Origin of the sequence: Spirosoma sp. 209 (genome assembly GCF_002006735.1) — a bacterium.
In the GTDB taxonomy this organism is placed as follows: Bacteria; Bacteroidota; Bacteroidia; order Cytophagales; family Spirosomataceae; genus Spirosoma; species Spirosoma sordidisoli.
In genome coordinates, this window is sequence record NZ_MVEC01000007.1 from 125,129 (window position 1) to 150,451 (window position 25,323).

Here is a 25,323-nt window from a genome sequence, read left to right on the forward strand (position 1 = left end):
ATGATCTGTTATGATTAATTATAAAAATCATAATGATCTGTGTTCCATAAAATCATCATCATGCTACAGACAGCTTACAGATTCATCACTTACGATACCAGCAAAATGTTGGGTATTCTGGCGGGAATCATCATGTCGGTTGTGCTGATCGGGATGCAGTTAGGCATCTTCACCAACATGACCGAAAACGTGCAGGGACTTGCCCTCAAATATAGCGACTATGTGTGGGTGATCAGCCAAAAAACGCAGTCGGCGATGCAGCTACAGGCCATCGACGTGCGCGTGGGCCGGCAATTACAGTCCATTCCGGGAGTGCAGCGGGTTTATCCGTTGGTGTTGGCATCGGGTTCGGCCAAATCGCCCAACGGGTCTAAATCAGCCCTTACGTTTCAGCTTATTGGCGTACAGCCACCCAGGTACGTTGGCGCAGCCACCCGATACGCACCCGGCACCAACCTCGACGACCTGATGAATGAAGGCGCCGTCATTCTGGATCGCAGTGCTATTCCTACCATGGACAGCATTCAGGTAGGCGACCATTTCACGATCAACGACCAGCGCGTTTACGTCAGTGGGTTGTCAATTGGCATGACAGGGTTTGGCTCGTCGTATGCCATTACCACCCTCGAACGAGCCCGTAAGCTGAGCGGCCAAAGCACCGATTTTGTCAATGCCTACCTCGTTGCAGTTGATACCACTCAGGCCACACGTCAGGAGGTGGCTACCCGGATTATGACTGAAATGGGCACTATACGGGCGGTATTGGGTCGGGAGCTAGGGGGCGATACACTCCGGTTTATGCTGGCCACCAGCAACGTAGCCGTCAGTTTCGGCATGATGGTCATGTTTGCGCTGGTAGCCGGGTTCATCATTGTGGGGCTTACCCTCTATGCCTCAGTCAACGACCGCATCCGGGATTACGGCACCATAAAGGCGATCGGCGGCAGCAACGGCCTGATCCGACGGCTCATTCTGACACAGGCGGTGCTTTATGCTGTGCTGGGGTTCGGCATCGCCTATGGCCTGCTGATGCTTACTCGGCAGGCAATGGCGGGGGGCGTCATGGAAGTGAATTACCCCGGTTGGCTCATCGGGGCGCTGGTGGGTGTTACGCTATTGATCAGCGTAGTCAGCAGCCTGATCGCGCTCCGGAAAATCACCCGACTCGAACCCGTGCAGATCTTCAGGATGTAGCTAGCTTGATGGAACGCTGATTTTTATGATCGTTATGATCTATCATAATTAATCATAAGAATCATAAAAATCAGCGTTCCATAAAATCACTTCCTGTTGTTGCTAAACACTTTACGCTTATGCTGGGGCGTACGGCCGAAATTGAGCAATAACCCCACTTCGATATTGGTTGCCCGGAGGTAGTTGGTGAGTTGCGCTTCATGTTCAGGCACCAGACCTTCGGCCGCTTTCAATTCAACAATAACGAACCCGTTGATCACTAGATCGGCGTAGTACAGCCCCACTTTCTGCCCATCGTAAAACACGTCGATCGGTTGCTGCCTCACGCACGACATACCCATTTTGGTCAACTCGATATGCATGGCGTTTTCATAGACTTTCTCAAGAAAACCGTAGCCCAGGGTATTGTAGACTTTGTAAAACGATTTAAGAATCTGGTCGGTGAGGTCTGAATGCTGGTAGTTGCTGTTCATGTCAGTTACGGATGAAAATCATACGAATCATAAAATCAGCGTTCCAGTTGGCACACAGATCATTATGATTTTTATGATCGATCATGATTAATCATAAGAATCATAAAAATCAGCGTTCAATATGGCACTGAAAACCAAAAAATGGATCATCATAGCCAGTAGCCTCCTTGCAACTATCAGTCACGCCCAAACCCGGCTACGTTTACAGGATGCCCTCACCATTGGGCTAACCAACCGCTACGATGCGCAAGCGAATCGAACGAACATCAGCCTGGCCGAAAACACGGTGCAACAACGGCGTCTCGACTGGATGCCGGAGCTTAATTTGTCGGGTAATGTGCGCTACAACACCCAGTTGCAAACGACCGTCATACCGGCGGGGGCGTTTCCGGGCGTAACCGAATCGCAGCGGCTGGCTTTCGGCACACGCAACAACACGTTTTTCGCCCTCGACCTGACCCAGCCGATTTATAAACCAGAACTGAAAACCGACGCGAAACTGGCTCTGAATAGTCTGGCGATTAAGAAAGAGCAGCATAACCAGCAACAAACCAGCCTGAGAGTACAGATTGCCGAAACGTACCTGAACGTGTTGCTCAAGGAACTACAGTGCGACCTGGCCCAGGCCGATCAGCAGCGATATACCGCTTATTTGGCCATCGCCGAAGGACGATACAAAGCGGGTACGTTGCTTGAATCGGACTATCTACAGGCTAAACTCGACGCCCAGAACGCCGACATTGACGCCCGGAAGGCAACGCAGAATTACCAGTTGGCACTCGACAATCTGCGTTACCGCCTTAACCTGCCCGGCGACACGGCTCTGGAACTGACCGACCGGCTTGACCCTGATGCTTTAACCGATTACCAGCTTCCGGCACTGAGCAGTTACGGGCAACGCTCTGAAATTCGGCAGTTATATCTTCAGCAGGAACAATACGGGCTAAACAGCCAGAAAATCCGCGATGGGCTAAAGCCGGGGTTGTCATTCTACGCTAACTATTCGACGCAGTTTCAGGATAACAGCCTTAACTATACCCGCGATGCCTGGAGCAATTTTAACTACGTGGGCCTGAAACTGAACGTACCGCTATCGGCGCAATTCAGGAAACGGACCAGCCTGCTTGACTATCAGCTCCGGTTGCAGCAAACGGCCTTGACCCTGCGGCAAACCGAAGCCGACATTACCTACGAAATCCGTAAAAACCAGACCGATCTGACCAACGCTACCCAGAACCTACGCGCCACTAAAGCCAGTTTGGCGTTGTCGAAACAGCTATACCAAATCCAGCAGGATAAGTACCGGCTTGGGGTAACGCTGTACAGCACGATACTGGATACCGAACGATCGTTGCGAGCGGCCGAGCAAAACCACATCGAAGCGGCTTATGCCTATTTGGTAGCGAAACTAAACTATGAAAAAGCAACAGGCCTTTACTGATCTTTTCTTTGTAGCTGACGTTGTTACTAACCGGCACCGGGTTGACTCGTTCAGATTTTGTGTGGACCATTTTGCTACTATCAATGCTGAGCGAGAACCTTGGAGATGAGTCGGTTAAACAGACGTCATGTCCTGGTTTGGCAGTCAACCTTTTTTATACAGTCAGGCCAACTTCAACATCTTTTTCAGGAAGTATTGTACATACATCGGGTTCTGAATGCGGGCCAATTGGTCATCGTCTTCAGATCTGCCGCCGTTCCCTGCTGGGGCTTTCTTCTAATTATGGCTCAGCTTGCTCTCCTGGCTAAACCTTATTCCGGTCCATTTAGCCAGTATTTGCTCTCTTTTCAGGAAGTGCATGAAACAACGGCGTACAACACCCTGCTTACTGCAAACAAAGGGAAACGACTACCCGATTATTCGTGTAAATCACGTCGGTCCGTAGCGTTTGAATCGGATTCGTTAAGGCTGCTTTTATGCTTTGTGAAACTGTTTACAAGGCTACCGCAATTGCCAGTAGACCCGCCAGCCTGGTCTGAAGAGCCCAAACCTGACCGCTTCAGACCAGGCTGGGACAGGTCGGGAGTCAATTGATTACCAGGCGGGCTGGTACGTATTCAGGGCAAAACTCAGCTGAACGACGGATAAAAAACAAGTAGAGGCAAGAGATTCATCGTCATATCTACCTCTATTTTTTGAGTCCCGTTAGATCGGAATCTATTATTATTTGCCCGTTCCCTGCATTCACTTTTGCCGAAAACTTGTCGCTTAATTCAGTGTTTCCAAAAGTCTTGACATGAATTTTCTTTCCGGCAACCCCATTAGTTATCAGTTCAAACTCACCATCGTTATGGAACGAGCATCCGTAGATAGTAATACTCGTTTTGAGGTAGTCGGTCATGGCTTTGTTGCTCACAAATTTGATGGTGTTGTTTCGGATGCTCGAATTACTGATGGTGACCAGATCGACGGGTGTGGCTATCGATAAAAAGGGGATCGGTTTGTTGTGCAGCACCCGCACGTTATCGAAGCTCAGTTGCTCTTGCAGTGGTATGGCTGCGCCCGGATAGTACGAGCGGCTGTATTTATCGTTATCGAAGTGAATAGAAAGCCCGATACGAGGTTTTTCTAAAAAAATGTTCCTGAACATCACATTGCGAACACCTGCGGTGTAGGTGATGTCGTTCTGCACCACCCCCCAATTTATGCCATCGAGCACTTGACTCCCTTTCTCGTGAGTAGGTCGTGTTTTCGAGGTATATATTGTGCCGTCCGGTTTCGCCTGTACGCGGTACAGTTTTCCGTTAGAAACGACCGCATCCGATTGTTGAACGGCCATTCCTTCTTTCCAGTCTGTCCAGGCTCCTGCCAGGATCCGGCAAAAATACCCGGTGGTGTTTTCGGCGTTCAGGTCATGGCAATTTTCAATTACCCCGTTTTCGATCCAGCCCAGTTCGGGGTTTCCCGTGGCATAATCGTGGGCATTGAGGGCAATGGCATCGTCGAAGGTTTGGAAAACCCCATTCCGGACGGTAAACCGTTTCCCCCGACCGAAGTGCACACCATCTTTTTCACCTTTGATAATCACGTCGTCGATAATGACATCTTCGAACGTGCAGATGTGAATGCCATATTGCGCTTTGCCCAGGTCGAGGCACCGAAACCGATTGATGCGGAGGTCTTTTACATAAAAGAAGGCCAACTGCCCGTGCAGGCCGTAGGCTTCGTTGAACTTCCGGACATCCATTCCGTTGACAATGATCTGTAATCCGTCGACGGTGATGTGCTCGTTGTAGGTTTTGGTCGCGGCCCCTTTGTTGATAAAAACGTGCGAAAAATCTTCCTTCTCGTTTACCTTCTTGATAAATACCCCATCGCCAAACACCAGCGAGGTATGGCTGCCCAGATAAACCGTACCACCCAGTTTATACGTACCTGGCTGGCTCACGATAATGGTGCCGCCCAGATCGACGGCTTTTTGCAAGGCCAGGGCGTTTTCCAAACCTGTGGCGGATGGCGAAAAACCGAACGAAGCGGCATCGGTAAAACCAACCCGGTCAGCCGTACTGGTTTTTTTAGATTGCGCCGACAACGAACAAATCGACATCACAAACAAAAGAAGAAAAATGGGGAGAGGGCTGATTTTCATTACGGTTGCTATGTGGGTACGGATTATTTAACCAGCATCAATGATCGAATTATGAAATGTTTCCTAACTAATCTGTTAGTTTCATATAGCCAATTGCTTTAACTCTCTCTCGCTCAGCGCCCGGTCGAACACGGCCAGACCACCAATTTGCCCCTTGAAAAAGTTACCCATTCCGCTTTTTAACAGAACCGCTCCCACCGTGAAATCCGAACCATTATTGCCCATGCCGTCAGGATAGGCGTAAGGATTTTTGGATTGGGTAAGTCCATCGGGGTATCCCGCAAAGCCTTTGGTGTTGTTGATCAATTCGGGGGCTCGCTGCTCAAACACCCCATTCAAATACGAGCGAATCTCGTTTCCGTCGTAGGTGAAGGCCACACAAACCCACTCGTTAGTCGGGACTTCCTGCTTACTGGCCGAGTAGTCGATGGAATAGGGGAAGGGGGGCGTGGGTTTGCCCGTCCGGGAGATATGGCCACACACCTGATTGCGGCCGTTGTAATACGGCAGAGAGACGAATAAGCCGTACTGGCGTTTGCCGCCGTTCTGATATTCGTTCCACATGCCGCCCACAAAACCGGTTTGTTCACCCGTCCACTTGACCCAGGCCAGCACCGTTACGCCCTGCTTCTTGCCGTGGATGTTGAGTTTTCCGGTTTCGGTATGGGGCAGCGAGAGGTAGGCTTTGTTGCCAAACCGGGTCGAGTAGCCCGACAGTGGCCCCTCGGGCAGGCGGGGTAGTGTTCCGTTTTGTTCAGTCAGGGCAAATGCTGGCTGCCCAAGGGCTTTTCTGGGTTGGCCTTCGGGCTCGTTGAAGTCCCAGAGGGCTACCAGGTTTTTGGTGGCGTTGAGTTGGTTCAGCCGCCGGGTTCTTGCATCGTGTGCGTCTAGTTCGGCAACCAGTTGCGCCATCATGCCCATGCCAAACTGGAGGATGGTGCCTTTCGTTTTTCGCTGGAACGTCTCTCCGCCCTCTTTCATGTTGGAGTGGGCCACGGCGGTCAGAAAGCCGTCGGGCGTGAGTCGCCCATAGAGGGCGTTGAGTGCTTTTCGGGCCGCCCGGTCGGCATCGGCTCCCAGCCAGCCCCGGCGTACCCCGATGGCTAGCGCGGCCCCGATACCCGCCGTGCCAGAGGTTTCGGGGGCGGTTTGCGGATCGTCGGCAAAGACCCGCCAAAGTCCCTCTTCGGTTTGGTAAGGCAGTAAAAATCGGGCGGTACGTTGTAATTCGGTAATCAAATCGGCTGGTGGGCTGGGTAAGGCATCCAGGCTTTTGGCGAGCCCTAACACATACCAGGCCACACCCCGCGACCATAGTTTGTAGGTACGTTGCGGGCTGCCGTTTTTGTAATGCCGAAGCCAGATGGCACCCTGTTCATCAACCAGTCGGTCACGGCGCAAACGCAGTTGGGTGATCGATTTTTCGGCCAGGTCCGGGCGGTTGAGTTGGTTGGCGAGTACGGCCAGGGGCCAGCCTACGGTATAATTTCCTTCGGCGGCTGTCTGACTTCCATCAATAATACCGCCTTCGGGGTCTTCTTTTTTCGTCCAGAACGCCAGTGCCTTCTCTATTTCGGGGTGCCGTGGGTTGCTCAGGGCCAATTGAGCAATACAAAGCGTAGCCTCGATACTGCCATCCATCTCGGGTGCTTGTCCTTTCTCGAAAATGAGTTTAAGGTGGTCGTTCAGGGCTTGCCGACAGGCGTTGTTGGGCGGCAAATTCGCGGATAAAGCCGCCAGACCGTCCAGCACGCAGCCTTCCTGCCAGCCATAATTGGTCAGACTGCTGCGGGAGGCCATCTGCCGGATGAATTCGTCTTTGGCGGGTACTTGACCCGGTACGAGCAGGTGTGGGTAAAAAGCCGGTGGAATGTCGGCCGAGGGAATAAAGAAGGTGACGGGATTTCCTTTGCCCCGGCAACGGATTTTCAGGCCACTGTCTAAAACGGTTTTCAGTTTCTCTTTTGGAATCAGGAATTCGATCAGTTGAAAGGACGCCGAAATAGACAAATCCATGGTGCCGATGGGTCGATTGTCGGCGCTCAGCACCTCAAGGTACTGGAACGTCCGCTGCCCCGACACCAGACAGAGTCTGAAACGGGGCGTGTTGTCCAAGGTGTTGGCCCGTACACCTTTCCAGCGCAACAGGATGTAGCTTGCCGTATCGTCGGTTTGGAGCGTAATGCCTTTACCCGACATATGAATGCTGCTCAGGCGATTAAACTCATTGACTACCCCCGTGCCGCTAATGGTCGGGATGAGGTATTGAGCCGGTTGAGTTTGTGAAACAGATTGCCCGGCTACTATCCGCGTAGCAAAAAATAGTAGTAGACCGTAAATGGTTGCCCGTTGCTTGAAAATCCGGCTCATTGTGAAACGCCAATCGAGGTTTAGTTTTTAATGACCAAAGGTCGTCGATTCGGTTTAAACCGTTCGCCGAAGCCTGAATTATTGGGTTCATAGGGCTCTACAAAGGTGGCATTCACGCCATTTTTGGGGATTCGCTTTTCGAGACCCAGTGCCCAATAGATGCCGTTCAGGGCCAGTTTTCGCATAGAGACGTCTTTGAAATCGTACGGATGGCCAAGCGTTGTAAAGAACACCCGCGCGGTTTTCCCCCGTTTCCCCGTGTAACTTTTGGTCCAGGCAACGGGCTGGGTAATCGGGAATTTGTCTAGTTTCCCCTCCATTTCATGTTTCGACTTCAGCGATTTCCCTTCCAGGAAAGGTACGCAGTCGCCGTTCAGTTTCCAGTCGCCACCGTCAACATGATAGAGCCACGAATAGGCCTGAAAGGGTTGAAATCCGTTCAGTATGGGCGTACTGCTGCCGGGTTTTACGTACACCGATGTCAGCGGGTTTTTCCCATCGTCGAAATGCCCGTGATGCACAATCCACTGTTGGCCAAAGACGCTAGCTGGCCAATAGTTATTGAGATAAGCCATCGAGGAGTCGGTTTTGTACATAAACGTGTGGGTTGCCGTCCGAAAGCCAACCATAGGCTTGCCACTTTCGGCGTAGTCCGTTATCCACTTTGCCTGCTCTTTCGGGAGTTCGCGCCAGCGGGCAAAAATCACCATCAAATCAGCCGTTTTCAAGGCTTCCAGCCCCCCAATATTGTTGTTAATATTGGGGTTGATCACACCCTTGTCGTCCAGTGGGTAGCAAAGGCTTATCCGGGCTCCCAGCTCGCGGTGTACTAGTTGCCCCAGCATGGGCATCGACTCTTCGGAGCGATATTCTTCGTCGCCAATGACAAAGACAATATGCGGTTTTTTGGACTGTGCAACGGTAGCGATGACGCCTAACAGCAGCAGGGTCACAGTCAGTAAGGTTACTCGTATCATGGTCATATGGCTCATTTCAGCAGGTTATCCTTCGTTTGGGTGTTGGTTCAGCAACTCCTGGGGAGTGTAAAAGCCCTTCCTGGTTTTGGTTTCTTCGCGTATCGTTTTCACTTTTTCGGGGGTGATTAAGTTAGGGGCAACATTGCCAAACGAATTGCGGACGTAATTCAGTACCGCAGCCAGTTCTTCATCCGTCATCATCCCGCCGTAAGGGGTCATGGGTACGTTGCCGGGGTACTTTTTCCCGTTGACATCTATGGGGCCATACAGTCCGTGCATGACCAGTTTTATCAGCCGGTCGGTGTTGCCGGTCACCCAGCTGCTCCTGGCAAGCGGGGGAAACCCGGACGATTCGAGGCCCGCCCCATCGGGCTGATGACAGGTTACGCAGTAGCCCTCCCGGTTATAAAGGGCTTCGCCTTTCGCGAACAGCGGGCTGGTTTTGTCGACCTTTTTCTGGAGGTTAGAATCCTTGATGTCTTTCGACGGCTTTTTGATGTAGTTGTAGGTGATTCTCAGCCAGTCGTCCATGGGCCGTTTTGCTACATGCTGCTGGATTACAGCGGCTGTGGCTTTATCCAGCCAGGTACTTGCGGCCAGGGCTTCCATGCGTACCCGGCCATTTTTATCGGTAGACGCCTGAACAAACACCTGCGGCTGATTGGGGAGCTGCGACCCCGTAAACCGAGCCACATGCACAGCGGCCGCCCGTACCCGCGCATCGGGCGACTGTAGCAAGGCACGCAGTAAGGTTGCATCCAGTTTATTGATGCCCCAGCTCACCCAAAGGGCTTCCAGCCGATGATGCTCGTAGGCTTTATCGGCCGGGTTAAGCTGCCTTACCCACCGCTGAAGTTTGCTGTAGACCTCGTTTTTATCCAGGCTTCTCAGTGCCCGTTTAGACCGGTAGCGGGTTCGGTATTCGGGCAGTTTCAGGTTATCCAGCAACTCCTCGATGCGGGCTCCCGCTACGTGTGCGGGGGTTACCAACGGTCTGGATGGGTAGGTAATCCGGTAAATTCGGCCATGAACGTGGTCGCGGAGCGGGTCACGGGCGTTATGCTGCATGTGGCCGATCAAGACGTTGTGCCAGTCGGCCAGATACAGCGACCCATCGGGAGCAAATTCCATGTCGACCGGCCGGAAGTTGGGATCGCTGGAACGCAGCAGGTCCATCCGGTGCTTTGCCTTGAAACCGGTGCCATCGTCCACAATTTGGTGCATTTTGGTCCCCAAAAAACCAATCGTATTGTTGAGGAGCAAATCGCCCTGAATCTCGTCGGGAAAGTGGCGACTTGAGACGAACTCCAGGCCGGAGGTTGGCCGAACCCGGTGCTGTTCCTCAATCAGGTTTTTGCCGGGTGGGGACGAGTACCCATAAATGGGCTTCAACGTACCTGGATTCAGCCAGTAGACGTTGGGGTTGGAGGTGGCCTCGACAAACCCCTGCCCCCAGGCATCGAAAGCCGTTCCCCAGGGGTTTGTGACGGGAATCTGGGCGATGCGCTCCAGTTTCTTCTGGTTTGGGTTGTAGCGCATAAATCCGCCATGCGTGGCCCGCACCGTGCCGTAGGGAGTTTCGACATTCGAGTGGAGGAAGATACCTTCCCCCATATAAATTGCCCCCGACGGGTCGGCACAGAAAGCGTGAATGACATGGTGCGAATCGTGATCATCGAATCCGCTCAGCAGTATTTCCACCTTATCCGCCCTGTCGTCGCCGTTGGTGTCGGTATATAGTTTGAGGTTCGTTCCCTGGGCTATATATACGCCTTCGGGAGCCAGTTCAAACCCGGTGGGCAGGTGCAGTTTATCGGCAAAAACGGTTTGCTTATCGGCTTTAAAATCGCCGTCGGTATCTTCCAGAATCAGCAACTTGTCGTTGGGCAGCGGGTCGCCGGGTCGGTAATGCGGGTAGGTCGGCATCACGGCCACCCAAAGTCGCCCCTTGTCATCGAAGGCCAGCTGCGAGGGGTTGGCCAAATCGGGGAACTCTTTTTCGGAGGCAAACAGGTCGATGTTGAAACCGGGTGCTATGGTAAACTTGTCGAGGGCCTCTTGTCCATAGAGGTAGCGCATGGACTCGCCCAGTTTATAATTGGTCTCTATCGGTTTCAAAACCTTTGTCCGGGCATCGGCTTTGGCCAGATCATAGGGTTTGCCGTTAGCAACAGACCAAATGAGCGTATCCCGATTGGCGGTCATTTGCCGCAGCTTTTCCAGTTCGTCGGGGTAATTGTCGGGGCCGAATGGTTTGTAACGGCGCCCGTAAATGTGTACGCCATTCGGGATTTTATAATCGTTGTGCCAGCAGTAATCCTTTTCCAGAACGGCCTGCCGCAACGGCTGTCGGCGGCTTTCATCAACAGGAGCAGCAGGGGCGGCAAACAGGCCATCCACCAGCAGGGGCGTCAGTTTCTGGTATCCTTTTTCCGTCAGCTGACACCCGTCGATGGTGAGTTCTTCGCCGGTAGCGAACCATTGCTTTGTCGGTGTGAAAACATCCAGAAAGAGCACCTTATGTTTGGCGGCAATGTCGGCCATGGCCTGGGTATAGAGGGCCAGGTTGCGGTTTTCATTGATCCCGTTGGGCAGGTCGTATTTTTTGGATAGATCCTGAAATGCAATAGGCGATACCAGGGCCAGTTGGGGGGCACTTTTCCCGTTGTATTGCTGAGCCAGGGTATGCACCACAAAGGCCTCCAGCTCGGCCTTGAACGCCGGAAGACCTTTTACGCCCGCAAACGACTCGCTATACCCAAAGAACGCAATGACAACATCGGTTTTCAGATTCGTCAGCCATTCGTCCGGTTTGGGGAAATTCCCTTCACTGTCGGATGGTTCGGCGTATTCCTTTTGAAATTTCTCGGCCCCGGCAAACGCCCAGGGGTCATTGCGGGCCGAATGAGGCCGGAAACCCGGTGTATCGCCCCCGTCACACAGGTTCCGGATAAAGAGTTGCTGTTTAGGAAAGCGGAGGTGTAGTTCGGTGTCGAACGTCCCATAGTTCATCAGGCGGGACCCAAGATTATTGCCAATCAGGGCAATGTGGGCGTCTTTCGTTAGCTCAATTTTTCGCTCCAGAACCGGTTGAAACGAACTGCTGATGAACGCAACAAATGCCCCAATAATGACCGCCTGGGCCAGTGATCGGTTTAGTATTATTTTCTTCATGGTCTATTTCGTCAGGTGCTGCTTATCCGTCGACGGTAATTTTATCAATGTGTACTGATGCGCCACGGGCACAGCCGCCCGATACGCTTTTTCTCTCAACTCGTCCAGCGCCTTTTTATAGGTTTCTTCCAGCGGCTTCAGTAACAGATACTTGTCGAATTGAGTCTGGTAATACGTGCTGTTGGAGGCTGTTTGGTATTTCTGAGCGTAACGGGCGGTCAGAAAGGCCTTAACGGCCTGTAAATCTTCTCTATTTTTGCATTCCTTCAGATGCCCGATTTCGACCCATTTTATCGTTCTCAAATTGGCTTCGTTTCGCCACAGATCAGCCAGTATCGCTCTGACTGACAACGCCTGTTTGTACTGCGGGCTGTGGCTGTATTCGGCTAGATTGATGCCTTTTTTGAGCTGCTCAGCCGTAAGTGTGTCCACAACGGTTGTATCGATCAAGACCTGATACGCACCTGCCGGGAGATTTGTGACGGCCAATTCTTCCCGGTTCAACTCGCGGGTAAACGGCACCAACGCCAGAGCTTGTTTCTGGTTTTCTACGGTCGCGAAAGGCAGGGCGTTTTCCTTTACCACAAAACGCAGGCTTTTTTCATCTTTTTTCACGCTAAGCACCACACAGTTTTGACCCGTTTGCTGAGCGTTTCCACGGTCTCGATCAATCAGTATCCTGCTCACGTACCCAGGAGACTGCATGGACGTCAAAAACTGATAAGCCATGATCAAATGCCCGGCCGATGCCGGATGAACTCTGTCCGGCCCAATGATCGTGGCCGTTGGGTCTTTTTTCTGCAGGTCCGTGTTGATAGCATTCAGAATAGTCCAGTAATCAACGATGGGTAGCCGGTATTTTCGAGCCAGTTCTTCGGTGTAGTCCGCGCATTGTTTCAGGGCATCGTTTACCCCGAGATTAGTCGCCGTTTTCAACCGCGCTGTTTGGTCATAAATAGTTGGTTTTTGTAAAATGACCTTTATGTTCCTGCCAGAAAATACCCGCACTAGGCTGTCGAGATTGGCTTTGTAAACCCGGATGGCTTCCCGCCGTTGGGTCAGCGTGTCGGTATCCGTAGTGGGTTTTGGCCCGTAAAGCGACCGTTTCACGTCATTCATCCCGATCATCAGGACCACATGGGTGGGCTTATGCACCAGAATGTCGTCGTCCATCCGACTAAGGATGCCGCCCGTTACATCACCCGAAATACCACAGTTGAAAAAGGTCACCGGCTTTTCGGGAAACCGGGTTACGTAATACTGAAAGATGTTATGATGAAATTCGCCGTTGTTGGTAATGCTGTTCCCCACAAAAGCGACCCGATCCCCTTTCTGGAAAATCGTTGGCTGAGCCAGGCCGACAAAATGGAGGAGACAGCAAAAACAGATAATGCTGATTTTCATAGGCAGAAGTTAAAGATGTTCTTTCAGGGTCTGCATCGTTTCCCGTTGCCGGGCTAGTACTACTTTTCGGGCTTCCTGTGCTTTGTTTCTGGCGGTTTTGGGTTGGGTAGCCAGGGCCAACACCGCTGGCACGATGCCTTCGATCTCTTTGTCGACATCCAAATCAAATAGCCAGTCGCTCAGGCCAATATCTTTCCACATAATTCCTTTGCTGGTTTGTTCGGCATAGCGGCACACAATGGCGGGAATGCCGTTGGCAATGCACATGATGGGCGAATGCTGCTCATTGCAGAATAAGCCTGCCGATCGGATGTACACGCTCAGAGCCTCATCGGTAAGCCAGAAGGTGTCGCGCCAAACCACCTTTTGCTTCACATCGTCGGGCAGGGGGTCGTAGAGGATTTCTTTGCCCAACGCGATTTGGGTTACGTCTTCGGGGCAAATCAGTACCTTCATGGGTGTTTCCCGAATAATCCGGGTTATGGCCTCCCTGAAGGCCCGATGATCGTGCTCTTTCATGGCTTCATTCCGGGCGTTGATCTGTTCGTCAAATGCGGCCTTCTGATTCGTTGAAGTCCCAGAGGCTACCAGCCAGGTTTTTGGTGGCTTTGAGTTTGGTGATTCGGTTGCTGCTCAAACTCTTTACACCGTTGATTTTCTCCCTTCGGTTGGTTTTGTTGATTTGTTCTGTCAGAAGCTTTTGTTGACATAATATATGAAAACTACATAACAGGATAAAACAGAATACTGCTGACGTGGTGAATTTCATTTTGGCCACTTTTATCAATGAGTACTAAGCGCTATTTTTCGAGTCTAAACGATTCCATGTAAAGGGGAGAAGTTGCTGTTGTTTTATACACTACGTATATATCATGGGTGCCGGTTACGCCTTTAATAGTGATTGGGATGATGTTTTCTTTCACCATATTTTCGGTATTAACCGGATACATCAACCCCAGTAACTCCCCCTGAGCACTACCTAAGCGAAATTCAAGAACCGATTCGTTTGAAGAAAGGCTTATGCCTTCTTTGTATTTTTCAAAAAATAGGGAGTGGAATTGACCAATCTCTTTGCCATCACCGCCTTTAAATAGAAAATATACATCGTGTACACCATTCAACTCTTTTGGTAAAACATTTTTTACTTCTATGAATGGATACAGACCATCGTGCGTTTGGGCCGAACCGGAATATGTTAGCGGAATGGTATGAACAGTTTTGCCATTGAGGCTATCCAATTTTATATCAATCCATTTATGTTGGGGGTTATCACTCGCGAATAAAAATCGCAATTGCTGATAGCTAGCCCCAAAATCTACTTTTTTTAATTTGATAAAATGACCGTCAATAATTCCTTTTATTCGGCTGTGTTTGTCGGTAATTTTAGTTGACGACCGCTCAATATCCGCTTTATTGTTGCCCACGTTGTAGTAAGTATAACCTTTGGTAGGGTTTACAACCTTATTTCCAAAACTTTTCGATAACCATTTATTGACTTTGGAATCATCCAACGAAAACCGCAAGACTAGTGATTTGACGGAACTATCAAATGGGATTTTTTCCATTTTCCCCGTAGCACTTCCAATTAGTGTTTTGTTTAGTTCTTTATTGTAAACGACTTTATTGTCCCATTCTGGAATGTCAGGTTTATTGACGGTATTATGACCAAATTCAAAAGGTTTGTCCTCGGGGAAATCGCTATTTTTTAATGTTTGAGCCGAGCCCTCATAGTTCTTCAAATAGCGGTTATTAGTTTCCCAAGTTACATTAACGGCGGGGGCGTTGAACAAGTAAGGAATATCAACCGTCCCTGGTTTTGACCAAATTAAGTTATGGTGGTTTACTAAATTTTGTGTGTTATTATCCCAATACACCAGGCCAAGTTTCCATTTGTATTTAATGACCATCATGTCATAACAATCATGCACTACATTATAGGAGAATACCGTTGGTTTACCATACGCTCCAACATTCACCGAAAATGAACTCAATAACCCCCCGTCCCGAGCTTGAATCATACCGTTGTAAAAGTGATTATGGGTAATTAACGAACCCGCCAAGGCAATGGGGTCGCCTGTTTTTGCTTCTCTATCACCCGCAAACCACAAACAGAATCGCCCCGTATTACTTATTGTATTGTAGGAAATAACGTGGTTGCCGGAATACAATTCGTTAGTCCCTCTAATAAAAATACCCGATGAATACGAACCCGCATAACCTGTTTCATTGATGTTATTATTGTGAATCGTGTGTGAATTTCCATAAAGATAAATTCCTGCACCCGCACTGAAACTGATATCTGAGTTTAAGATACTGTTGTGGTCACCGCTTATGTACAAGCCTTTTTCGGGTTTTTCAGCTGCATTTCCTCCTAAGCCGCCACCCCCGTCCGTGATGATTGTATAATGGCTTATATAGCTCATTTTGGAGTCATCAATGGTGCAATAGGACGAATTGTTCATCAGTACAGAGGCTGCTTTGACATCAATACCTCTGACGGTTATGTAGCTCTGGTTAGAAAAATCGAAAGCAACCTGTCTTCTTTTAAATTCTGTTATCTTGTCAGGGATTATACCCGCTGGAGGGATAAATAGTAGTTTTGTACCATCGAGTACCCATTCGTTAGCTACATCTAATGCTGCTTTCACCCCAACCAACATTCCCCTTCCATCCTCATTTTTAACAGTTTGCCTCGGGTAAAACCACCAGGTTTTTGTCTTTTCAGTCAAGGATATGGTTGAGCTATCCGATTGGGTAACGATGGCGGATTGGGCCGACCAACCGGAATTATGGAACCCATAATAAATGGCCCCTTTCCAGGCATCCTTCGGAAATGGTTTAATGGATTCGCTAACTAAATGGTCGGCATCCATTAAGCTAAATGGGTTGAAAGTTGGCTGTAATTTACTCAACCCCCCAACGGGCAATTGGAGCGATTGGGCAGGTACGTTGGGGAATCGGGCTTCAATCATAACCTCTTGATTGCAAAACAATTGGTTTTTACCCAAACCCATGTTCCAATCTACTTTTGTTTGCCACGTTCCATCATCATTCTTTTTCCAGCTTTTGAGTAAATCTAAGCCCGATACAACCACCTTCTGCCCTTGATAGTTGGTTATCAATAGGGGTTGCTCAGGTTTGCCTGATTGGTGAAAAGTAACTGTTTCCCGATAGACACCTTCCATTACATAACACACATCCCCTGCCTGCATTTTGTCAACGGCAAATTGCAGTGTACGAAATGGTTTATTCATTTGTGTACCCGCATTTCTGTCTGAACCCGATACCGAGACATAATAGTCGGTGGCAAAGGATTTTAGGGAGAAAAAAAATAAAATTATAAGTGAATATTTGCTCATTTTTAATTCAATTTAAAGCCCTTTCAGATAATTTAAACTCAAAGGCACCTGTTGTTTTGCATTTGGGTTTTCATCTTCGATATAATAGTATTTTATGGCAGTCTTACGAGCAGCTTTCAGGATTTCGGGCAAATTGAGTTGTCCTGTACCGAGTGTTATGTCATTTTCGGGCGGGGTTGGTCCTGTTAAATCACCTTTTATGCCTTGTTTCAAATCTTTGACGTGCATCAATTTAAACCGTTTGGGGTATTTTTTTAGTAATTTGGCGGGGTCTTGACCCGGATGAAATACCCAAAGAATATCAATTTCAAATGACACAAATTTGGGGTTGGTATTTTTAACGATATAGTCAAAATACGTCCCGTTTTCATAAGGGGCAAACTCATATCCGTGGTTGTGATAGCAAAAAGTAAGATTATTTTCCTTCAATTTCTGCCCATATTTATTGAAATCTATAACTGCTTTCTGAGCTGCCTCAAAGGAAAACGGGGCTTTGTGCGGTATCCAGGCAACTCGGACAAACGTTGCTCCTAAAATTTTGGCATCTTTTATTACCTCATCCGTTTTATTAGCTAAAACATCATAACCAATGCCATAACTGGTACAAACCATCCCTCGGGCATCCAAAAGCGTCCGTATTTCAGTAGCCGTTTTACCAAATAAATTGGAAAACTCAATATTCGTAACACCCAAAGCTTTTATATTGTCTAAAGCTTGGGGCATATCCTTGGCAAATTCGTTGCGGAAAGTGTATGACACGATTCCTGGGGTATTTTTCATCAACTTCCCGAATCTTTCCTGAGCAGTAGTATTTATCCACATACTCAAAAAAGCGAGAAGTATTCCAATTTTATTCTTCATTTTCGATTTTTAGATTTTAACCTCCCAACCTTTGGCATACTCTCTCGACCATAACTTCATGGCCTCTTTATCGTTTAGGATGTGTCCATTCTTTGGGTCACAGGTAAGCACCCGACCCACACGGTAGGCTATATTCCCTAATTGTGGGAGTAGGGTAGATTTATGTCCTTCCAGAATCGGTGCATTGATTTTTTCTTTTCCCCGAATAGCTTCGCAAAAATTTTTCAGATGCAATCCATCTAAAACTTCGGTAGGACTAACCGCATTTTTGGGGTCGAAAGGCGTACTATCTTTCACTTCGGATACTAATTTATTGTCCACGTCAAAAACTTTGTAACTGTTTGCTCCGCTATAAACAACCGTACCTTTGTCGCCATAGAAAACCACACCTCGACCACTACCTTCTGAGTTGTATCCATTACAACTTCTGCCTTCCCACGTGCAGGCAGTATTGTTCGGAAAATTAAACGTAATGGTTTGGGTATCGGGGGTTTCCCAGTCATCCTGGAAGTGAAAACGACCACCCGCTGAAACGACCTGATTTGGAAAGTCAACCCCCAAGCCCCATCGAATCACATCTAACTCGTGTGTACCATTGTTTAAGGCTTCGCCTGTTCCCCAATGCCAGTTCCAGTGCCAATTGTAATGCACCAAATTGTCCTTGTATTCACGACGGGGGGCTGGGCCTTGCCAAAGGTCAAAATTGAGGTGTGCAGGTGTGGCAATAATCTTCCCTTTTCCAATTGACTTGCGGTTGTTCACGTACCACCCCCTGGCGAAATACACTCGTCCAATGACGCCATTATGTAGTTTGGTAATCATATCGTTCACGTTGTCAAACGTGCGACGTTGACTGCCCATTTGTACCAATTTTTTGTATTTATTGGTGGCTTCCACCAGCAACTCGCCCTCACGAGGATTGTGGCTGCACGGCTTTTCGACATAGACATTTTTCCCCGCTTGTAAAGCCATAATTGATGCGAGTGTATGCCAATGGTCAGGTGCAGCTACGGCTAATCCATCGAGGTCTTTTTGTTCCAACAGTTTTCTTATATCGCTGAACCCCTGTGGCTTTTTGCCCGTTTGCTTTTCAATATCCGCAATGGTTTTTGCCAGTACGTTGGCATCGGGGTCGCAGATAAAACCGACTTCTACGTTCGGTAATTTGGCAAATGACTTGGCTAAAAATGCACCACGGCTATTGGTTCCCATCAAACCAATGATGACTTTTTCGTTGGGTGAGCCATTGAAGGCAAAAACAGAAGGCATAAATGCAAACCCAGCTCCTGCCATAGCAGTCTTTTTGATAAATTCTCGTCGATTGTTCATGAGGTTGAAAATAAAGTACAATTCGGGCAAAAACGCAGTATTCAGAAACGCTGCTCAGGTTTCTGAATACTGCCCGAAAAGCTTGAATCCATTAATACCCGGGGTTCTGCGTTACATTTGGATTGGCCGCAAGTTCACTGAAAGGGATAGGCCACAAGAGCAACTTGGCATTGTAGGGAACAATGCTGGTGTTTTCGGTACGGCCACCTGCCCACGTATTGGTAGCCGTCGTAAACGTGGGTAAACCAGCCTTTAGAGTTGGCAAAAATGTACCAAATTGGTATTCATACATAGATTTTCCGTTGGGCCCTTTCATACGTACCAAATCAAACCATCGTTGTCCTTCACCCACAAATTCTAAGGCCCGTTCATCCACAATTTTCTGGCGAAATTCGTCCTTTGTCAGACCTGTTGTTAAATTGGCAGGAGTAGTACGTTGTACGCCATTGGCATTTCTTGCTCTTGCCCGTAATTTATTAAATTCTGCATAGGCAGTTGGGGTCGGGCCGTTCAGTTCATTCTCGGCCTCAGCTTTGATCAAAAACACTTCCGATAGTCTGATAATCGCCATGTCATTTTCCGCATTTCTTGCATCAAGGGCTTTGCCATCTACGTATTTGAAAAGGTAGGGCTGGGTTTCTGTCAGCTCGTTACTGGTGGGCGAGGCTTTAACTTTTGGAAAGCACACCACCGTTCGGCTCGGATTAGACGTATTGTTAGAGGAGGTTAGAATGGATACGTCAAAGCGATAATCATTTAAAAAATCGCCTGTACTGTATTTTTCAGCCCACCACGGTTGAACCCTAAAATTGCCACCACCGGTTTTTAATGTACCGTTACCACCAACGTTGGCCATATTTGAAGGCAGGTTAAAAAGTCCATGTTCCGAACCTACACCCGACGCATTGGCCACTTGGGCATCTCTAGTAAACTGGATGCCAAAAATAACTTCCTGGTACGATGCCGCTTCTTTGTCAACATCCCACAAGTCTTTGTACGACGGAATTAAGCTGTATTGCCCGGATGTAATTACACTATCGGCATAATTTTCTGCCAGTTGATAATACTTGACTGACTCCGAGCCTTTTCCATTCAGATCTAAATAATTACCGTATGTCAAATAGGCTTTTGATAGTAATGCCTGTGCAGCTCCCTTAGTGGCATGACCAAATTCGGCAGCAGGAAGGCTTGTTCTTCTCAGTAATCGCTTATTGGCTTCTTCAAAATCAGCAAAAATTTGGGCATAGACCTGATCAATCGAACTTCTAGGCAGTTTTAAGTCGTCGTCAAGACTTGTTGGCTTTGTTTTTAACGGCACCCCACCCCACATTCTAACCAAATAAAAATAACTGAATGCCCTCAAGAAATACATTTCACCTTTCACCCGATTTTTATAAGCAGCATCGGCCGTGACAGGATCAATGTTATCGATCAGATAGTTTGACGCATTAATTGTTTGATAAAGAGTGCTCCAAAAATTGGAAACTTCAGTTGAGAAGGCGTCTTGTGTTTTACTACTGTAACGACTTGCAGAAGCGGCACCGGGACGGGTATTCAAATCGTCAGCAGCAAACCAATACGTGTAGTAACCTGTCTTAAACCCATTAAAGCCCGAAAAACGTGCATAAGCCCCGTTGACAAAAGTGGTAATGTTGCCTTGGTTTTTTAAGCTATTTTCTGTCGTTAAAGTATCGAAAATTTCCTGCTCAATACTACACGCTGCCATACCAGAAAGGATACAGGCAAAAAGAATTATTTTAAATCTCATTTTCTTGAAATTTTTATGATTTCACCAATTCATACCTACTTAAAACCCAATAGTGACTCCTGTCGAATAGGTACGATATTGGGGAATTGTTCCATTGTCGATGCCGGGTGTCAGGGCACTGTTGGCATTGGCACTCACTTCGGGATCATAGCCCTTGTAATTTGTGAATGTGAGCAAATTAGTTGCTGACACAAATACCTTGGCGTTACGCAGCCATTTCAGTTTGACGGTCTGAAAATTATAGGCTAATGATACATTTTTTAGCCGTACAAACGACCCATCTTCAATCAGAAAACTACTCAGGTTTTGAAAACTTGCTGTTTGAATACCCCTTGGTGCCGGGTAATAGTTACTTGTTCCTTCACCCGTCCAGCGATTTTCATACGCTTCTCTTCTTATATTATTGAACCCCAAATAATTCATGTTATCAATCTGAAAGCGGTTAAGATTAGCTATATTCTGGCCAATATTTCCCATGATAAATACATTCAGATTGAAATTCTTGTAAGAAAAATCGTTGGTCCAGCCAAAGACAAAATCTGGATATGGGTTACCAATAATAGTTCTGTCGGCAGTCGTAATAGCGCCATCGCCGTTTACATCTTTAAACTTGATGTCGCCTGCTCTGGGAGTCCCAAGTGGTCTAGGGCCCTTGGTTATTTCTTCAGCCGTTTGGTAAACCCCATCATGCACGTACCCAAAGAAAGCCCCAATCGGGAAACCCGCCAACGCCGTAGAAATGGGCTGGTTAATCGCATTTACACCCCCGAAATAGTTGGGACCAAATAGCTGAACACCCCCACCAAGGTTTTCGACGTTATTGATGTTTCGGCTATAGTTCCCCGACATATTCCACGTAAGCTCTCTATCCAGAATGGCTGCCGAAAAATCAAGTTCTATCCCTTTGTTGGAAACTTTTCCGAAGTTGGTTGCATAATTGTTGTAACCCGTAGAGGTGGGTAACGCCAGGTTTATAAGCAGATCGTCGGTTGTTTTTATATAGGCTTCCACCCCAAACTTCAGACGATTCTTCAGTAGGGCTACATCTACACCAATGTTCCATTGGGTGGTGGTTTCCCAGCCGAGGTTTTTGTTGCCCAAAGCTCCCGGTACTAAACCCGTTACGATGGTTGTACCGATGGGTACTCGTTGGGTAAATATTCGGTCTAAATCTGAGCCAATACCGATACTTTGGTTGCCCGATACCCCATAACTGGCTCTTAATTTGAGCTCATTAATCAGCTTGTTATTTTTAAGGAATGACTCATTGTGCAGGTTCCATCCCAAAGCTGCCGAAGGGAAAAATGCCCATTTGTTACCGGGAGCTAAACGAGTAGCCCCATCGGCTCTTCCGGTGAGGGTAGCTAAGAAACGATTATCAAAAACATAGTTAGCTCTTCCGATAAAAGACGAAAGTCCCCATTTTTGATAACTGTTTGAGGGTACAACCGAGCTATTGGCAAGGCCAAAATTGTAGAAACTCAGCGTTTGTGTCGAAAAGTTGCTGGCCTGAACACCAAAGCTTTTGGCTGTCCATTCCTGCCAGGCATATCCTCCAACCGCATTCAATCGGTGTTTTTTACCAAATGATTTATTATATGAAAGCGTGTTTTCAATCAGGTAATTGATATTTTTGTTTTCACCGTGATAGGCCACACCGTTTTGCTGATCTCCCTGAAACGTACCTGATGGTAAAAAAGCATCTCTTTCAGACAGCGTGGCATTTGCGCCCCCATTTACAGTAAAGGTCAGGTATTTGTTGATTTTATAATCTCCCCTCAAATTAGCCAGATATACCTGTGAACGAGCGTGATTGAGAGCCAGTTGAATAACCGTCAGCGGATTCCCGGCAGCGGCTGTATTAGGTTCAGATTCATCGGCATCGGCAAAGGGAGCTACGAAGGGGCGAAAGGTTAAGGCTCCGTTTACAACCGCCCCCTGTGGGTTGCCATTGTTGTTATTTTGTTGAGCCGATTTATTGACATTCAAGGAAGCACTGAAATTGGTGCTGAGTTTAAACTTTGATGAGATTTGTCGCTCAACGTTTGCTCTGAATGCCCCTCGGGTAAACGATGAATTTTTAACGATACCGATTTGGTTGGCATAATTGGCAGAAACCAAATATTTGGTCCGTTCATCTCCCCCTGATGCCGACAATTGATGCTCGGTAGAAACAGCTTCCTGATAAATTAACGCCTGCCAATTGTTGTCAAAGGGTAGCGTAGATGCAATGGCCGGTGCGCGAAATGCCGAATCAAGACCACTATTTAAACGAGCTTCGTTGGCATACTTAATGAAATCTTCCGTATTCAACATGGCTATCTGTCGTGGCAACCGACTGACATCTCTTCGAAAGGTATATGTAATCTGGTCTTTCTTTAACTTACCTTTTTTGGTCGTGATAATGACCACGCCGTTTGCCCCGCGAGAACCGTAAATGGCCGTTGACGAGGCATCTTTCAAAATTTCAATGGATTCTATATCGTTCGGGTTGATGGATGCCAAAGGGTTTGCAGGCGGAGCAGAAGAAGACCAACCATCCGAACCGGTTGTTGCTCCCAAGGCATTTTGCCCTGTTTCGACGGGAAAACCGTCTAAAATAATCAGGGGTTGATTTGAGCCTGTAACCGAAGCCGCACCACGAATCATAAAGGTCATGCCGGAACCGGGTGCCCCTGAGTTTTGCGTGATTTGTACCCCTGACACACGCCCCTGAATCAATTGGTCAATTGACGTAATAGGTTTGTCTTCGTTGCCCTCAGTTTTTAATTTAGATACCGCACCCGTCAGATCACTTTTTCGGACAGTACCATATCCAACCACGACTACTTCGTTGAGGGTTTTGTCATCAACCTTCAGATTTACAGTAATGATTACACGGGCCCCAACTGATACTTCCTGTTTTTCATAGCCAACGAAACTGAAAACTAGCACGGCTTTGGTGTCAGGTACACTGATCCGGTATTTCCCCTGATTATCGGTAGTTACCCCTCGGGAGGTTCCTTTCACTACGATACTCACACCCGGCAAAATCTCGCCTTTTTCATCAGTAACCGTACCTGTGATCGTTAGATCCGCAGCGGCTTCCGTCTGCGTCTGTTCGGGCGCGGGGGATGCACTACTGACGGTTTCCGAAGGCTGGATCACGATATTTTCCCCGGAGACCTCATAGCTTAAGCCTAACGGTTTCAGTAGCTTATCCAGAACGGTGGCTACCGGCTGATCGGTGATCTGCAGAGACACCTTTCGGTCAGACTGAATGAGCCGGGAGCTGAACACAAACCGAATCCCGGCCTGCTGCCCAAGCTGCTGAAGAACGTACTTCACTTGTTTTTGCTGCACCTGCATCGACACCTTTCGAGTCAGGGCTTCCTGCGCATGAACGTCAAAGGCAATGGATGTACTGACAACCGACAAGGCTAAAACGATCTGGAGAATACTGATTCGCATGATTAGCTGTAGTTGACGTTTGACTGGAAAGCGTTTCTTCATACTTTTGACCTGTTTTGTTAATCGTGAAACAATTGGCAAAATGAACCCCGTATCCTGTCATAGACGGATAATCAGGTCGGCAAACCTTCGGGGCAAACACGGGTCAATCATGTTCGAGCATGATTGACCTCTTTTTAGGGGGCTACGCTACAGCCCTTACCTTCAATAATGATTCGGCCTTCGATGACAACGTACCTGGCCTGTACGGCTTTACAGATCAGGTCGAGTTTTTCGTAGAGCGGCAGGTCCGTCAGATTGGCCGATACCGGGCAATCGCGGAACAGGGTCGGATCATAAACGAGATCGATTTCGTAGGCTTTTTCGAGGGTTTCGAACACCTGTGCAACGGGCGTTTCATCGAAATTGAACGCCTGCAGTTTATGTTCCTGCTGCCCCGTCATGAGTGGTTGCTCAATAAGCCCTTTTTCCATCTTTTCGGTGGCGCGGGTGTACACGATTCGCTGATTTGGGTCGAGCACAACGCCATCCAGTGCGGGAGCTTTCAACTTGGCGGATAGTTGAGGATCGGCCTGCGAGAAAACGGCCACCCGACCGGTTTTGACCGTCACCTGAACCTGCTCATCCTGTTGCCGGGCACGTACCCAGAAACTAGTGCCCAGTACCTTGGTGACCAGCTCATTGGCGTACACCACAAACGGTTTAGCCGGGTTTTTGGCTATGGAGAAAAAGGCCTCTCCCTGCAAAACGACCTCGCGCTGATTACCCCTAAACGAGACAGGATAGCTGATTCGGGACCCTGGCTGGAGAGTAACCGTACTGCCATCGCTCAGTAAAACCGTACGCGGCTGCTGCGTGTCGTTGGTTTGTTCGACCCGCGTTTGACCAAGCTGGGCAACCAGTTCAGCGTAATCAATTCGATTCGGTCGTTGTATAAACCACCAGCCCGCCCCCGTGATGAGGAGAATGGCAGCGGCCACCCGAAGCCAGGATTGCCAGTGAATCTGACGGACAATGCGCCGGGGTTGACCTGAATCAACTGTGTCCGGTAACCGGGCCATCATCTGCTGAACGGCGGCCGCTTTCTCTGTGGCTGACAGGGGAGTGTTAGCTGGGCGAATGGCTAATACCAGCGATTTAGCACTGGCCATATCAGCGGCCTTTTCGGGATGAAGGGCTACCCAGTCTGCCCAATGTATATTCGCAGGGTCGTCGGGAAACAACACCCATCGCCGGAAAGAGGGGTCCAGAACAAACTGCTTTACGGTATACTGCTGGTATTTTTCCACGTCACTTAGTGCTTTCAAACACCATTAGACATGACCTAATACCGGATACTGTATTTTTTCTAGTTTTTTTTAAATTATCTGACCC

The 25,323-nt window shown here is 48.4% G+C and carries 15 protein-coding genes; 2 read left to right on the forward strand and 13 right to left on the reverse strand.

Annotated elements, in window-relative coordinates; genetic code table 11:
- Nucleotides 1-60: 60 nt before the first annotated feature.
- The gene (locus B1C80_RS14170) at nucleotides 61-1,194 is read left to right on the forward strand and encodes an ABC transporter permease (protein WP_129601333.1); all 1,134 of its coding nucleotides are present in this window, start codon (nucleotides 61-63) and stop codon (nucleotides 1,192-1,194) included.
- An 86-nt stretch (nucleotides 1,195-1,280) separates the two neighbouring features.
- On the opposite strand, the gene B1C80_RS14175 is transcribed toward B1C80_RS14170, so the two are convergent.
- Nucleotides 1,281-1,667, reverse strand: coding sequence for a GxxExxY protein (locus B1C80_RS14175; RefSeq protein WP_077921835.1), 387 nt, complete (start codon nucleotides 1,665-1,667; stop codon nucleotides 1,281-1,283).
- A gap of 121 nt (nucleotides 1,668-1,788) precedes the next feature.
- Between B1C80_RS14175 and B1C80_RS14180 the strand changes: the two genes are divergently transcribed.
- A complete protein-coding gene (locus B1C80_RS14180; protein WP_077921836.1) occupies nucleotides 1,789-3,108 on the forward strand; it encodes a TolC family protein in 1,320 nt (439 codons plus the stop codon).
- Between the two features lie 688 nt (nucleotides 3,109-3,796).
- Here B1C80_RS14180 and B1C80_RS14185 read toward each other — a convergent pair.
- From B1C80_RS14185 to B1C80_RS14240, 12 genes are all read right to left on the reverse strand, one after another.
- Complete coding sequence (locus B1C80_RS14185; protein WP_139361657.1) at nucleotides 3,797-5,257, reverse strand: hypothetical protein; 1,461 nt, start codon at nucleotides 5,255-5,257, stop codon at nucleotides 3,797-3,799.
- 81 nt (nucleotides 5,258-5,338) lie between these two features.
- Complete coding sequence (locus B1C80_RS28425) at nucleotides 5,339-7,627, reverse strand: glycoside hydrolase family 88 protein (protein WP_161492766.1); 2,289 nt, start codon at nucleotides 7,625-7,627, stop codon at nucleotides 5,339-5,341.
- 20 nt (nucleotides 7,628-7,647) lie between these two features.
- Nucleotides 7,648-8,610 carry a ThuA domain-containing protein gene (locus B1C80_RS14195; RefSeq protein WP_236648783.1) on the reverse strand — a complete coding sequence of 321 codons (963 nt, stop codon included), beginning with the start codon at nucleotides 8,608-8,610 and terminating at the stop codon, nucleotides 7,648-7,650.
- Nucleotides 8,611-8,628: 18 nt separating this feature from the next.
- Nucleotides 8,629-11,778 (reverse strand): PVC-type heme-binding CxxCH protein, encoded by a 3,150-nt coding sequence (locus tag B1C80_RS14200; protein WP_077921839.1) that lies wholly within the window; start codon nucleotides 11,776-11,778, stop codon nucleotides 8,629-8,631.
- Between the two features lie 3 nt (nucleotides 11,779-11,781).
- On the reverse strand, nucleotides 11,782-13,182 hold the full coding sequence (locus tag B1C80_RS14205) for an SGNH/GDSL hydrolase family protein (RefSeq protein ID WP_077921840.1): 1,401 nt from the start codon (nucleotides 13,180-13,182) through the stop codon (nucleotides 11,782-11,784).
- 9 nt (nucleotides 13,183-13,191) lie between these two features.
- On the reverse strand, nucleotides 13,192-13,701 hold the full coding sequence (locus B1C80_RS14210) for a polysaccharide pyruvyl transferase family protein (RefSeq protein ID WP_077921841.1): 510 nt from the start codon (nucleotides 13,699-13,701) through the stop codon (nucleotides 13,192-13,194).
- Between the two features lie 281 nt (nucleotides 13,702-13,982).
- Nucleotides 13,983-16,541 carry a carbohydrate-binding protein gene (locus tag B1C80_RS14215; RefSeq protein ID WP_077921842.1) on the reverse strand — a complete coding sequence of 853 codons (2,559 nt, stop codon included), beginning with the start codon at nucleotides 16,539-16,541 and terminating at the stop codon, nucleotides 13,983-13,985.
- Nucleotides 16,542-16,553: 12 nt separating this feature from the next.
- Nucleotides 16,554-17,402, reverse strand: a complete 849-nt coding sequence (locus B1C80_RS14220) for a sugar phosphate isomerase/epimerase (protein ID WP_077921843.1) — start codon at nucleotides 17,400-17,402, stop codon at nucleotides 16,554-16,556.
- Nucleotides 17,403-17,411: 9 nt separating this feature from the next.
- Complete coding sequence (locus B1C80_RS14225) at nucleotides 17,412-18,731, reverse strand: Gfo/Idh/MocA family protein (RefSeq protein ID WP_077921911.1); 1,320 nt, start codon at nucleotides 18,729-18,731, stop codon at nucleotides 17,412-17,414.
- Nucleotides 18,732-18,822: 91 nt separating this feature from the next.
- Entirely contained in the window at nucleotides 18,823-20,499 is a 1,677-nt protein-coding gene (locus B1C80_RS14230; RefSeq protein ID WP_077921844.1) for a RagB/SusD family nutrient uptake outer membrane protein, read from the reverse strand.
- A gap of 39 nt (nucleotides 20,500-20,538) precedes the next feature.
- Entirely contained in the window at nucleotides 20,539-23,991 is a 3,453-nt protein-coding gene (locus B1C80_RS14235) for a TonB-dependent receptor (RefSeq protein ID WP_077921845.1), read from the reverse strand.
- Between the two features lie 134 nt (nucleotides 23,992-24,125).
- Nucleotides 24,126-25,256, reverse strand: a complete 1,131-nt coding sequence (locus B1C80_RS14240; protein ID WP_077921846.1) for a FecR family protein — start codon at nucleotides 25,254-25,256, stop codon at nucleotides 24,126-24,128.
- Between the last annotated feature and the right edge of the window lie 67 nt (nucleotides 25,257-25,323).

Excerpts from the sequence above, each read along its gene's own strand:
- B1C80_RS14170 (WP_129601333.1), top strand. The coding sequence starts at position 61 with ATGCTACAGACAGCTTACAGATTCATCACTTACGATACCAGCAAAATG.
- B1C80_RS14175 (WP_077921835.1), bottom strand. The coding sequence starts at position 1,667 with ATGAACAGCAACTACCAGCATTCAGACCTCACCGACCAGATTCTTAAA.
- B1C80_RS14180 (WP_077921836.1), top strand. The coding sequence starts at position 1,789 with ATGGCACTGAAAACCAAAAAATGGATCATCATAGCCAGTAGCCTCCTT.
- B1C80_RS14185 (WP_139361657.1), bottom strand. The coding sequence starts at position 5,257 with ATGAAAATCAGCCCTCTCCCCATTTTTCTTCTTTTGTTTGTGATGTCG.
- B1C80_RS28425 (WP_161492766.1), bottom strand. The coding sequence starts at position 7,627 with ATGAGCCGGATTTTCAAGCAACGGGCAACCATTTACGGTCTACTACTA.
- B1C80_RS14195 (WP_236648783.1), bottom strand. The coding sequence starts at position 8,610 with ATGACCATGATACGAGTAACCTTACTGACTGTGACCCTGCTGCTGTTA.
- B1C80_RS14200 (WP_077921839.1), bottom strand. The coding sequence starts at position 11,778 with ATGAAGAAAATAATACTAAACCGATCACTGGCCCAGGCGGTCATTATT.
- B1C80_RS14205 (WP_077921840.1), bottom strand. The coding sequence starts at position 13,182 with ATGAAAATCAGCATTATCTGTTTTTGCTGTCTCCTCCATTTTGTCGGC.
- B1C80_RS14210 (WP_077921841.1), bottom strand. The coding sequence starts at position 13,701 with ATGAAAGAGCACGATCATCGGGCCTTCAGGGAGGCCATAACCCGGATT.
- B1C80_RS14215 (WP_077921842.1), bottom strand. The coding sequence starts at position 16,541 with ATGAGCAAATATTCACTTATAATTTTATTTTTTTTCTCCCTAAAATCC.
- B1C80_RS14220 (WP_077921843.1), bottom strand. The coding sequence starts at position 17,402 with ATGAAGAATAAAATTGGAATACTTCTCGCTTTTTTGAGTATGTGGATA.
- B1C80_RS14225 (WP_077921911.1), bottom strand. The coding sequence starts at position 18,731 with ATGAACAATCGACGAGAATTTATCAAAAAGACTGCTATGGCAGGAGCT.
- B1C80_RS14230 (WP_077921844.1), bottom strand. The coding sequence starts at position 20,499 with ATGAGATTTAAAATAATTCTTTTTGCCTGTATCCTTTCTGGTATGGCA.
- B1C80_RS14235 (WP_077921845.1), bottom strand. The coding sequence starts at position 23,991 with ATGAAGAAACGCTTTCCAGTCAAACGTCAACTACAGCTAATCATGCGA.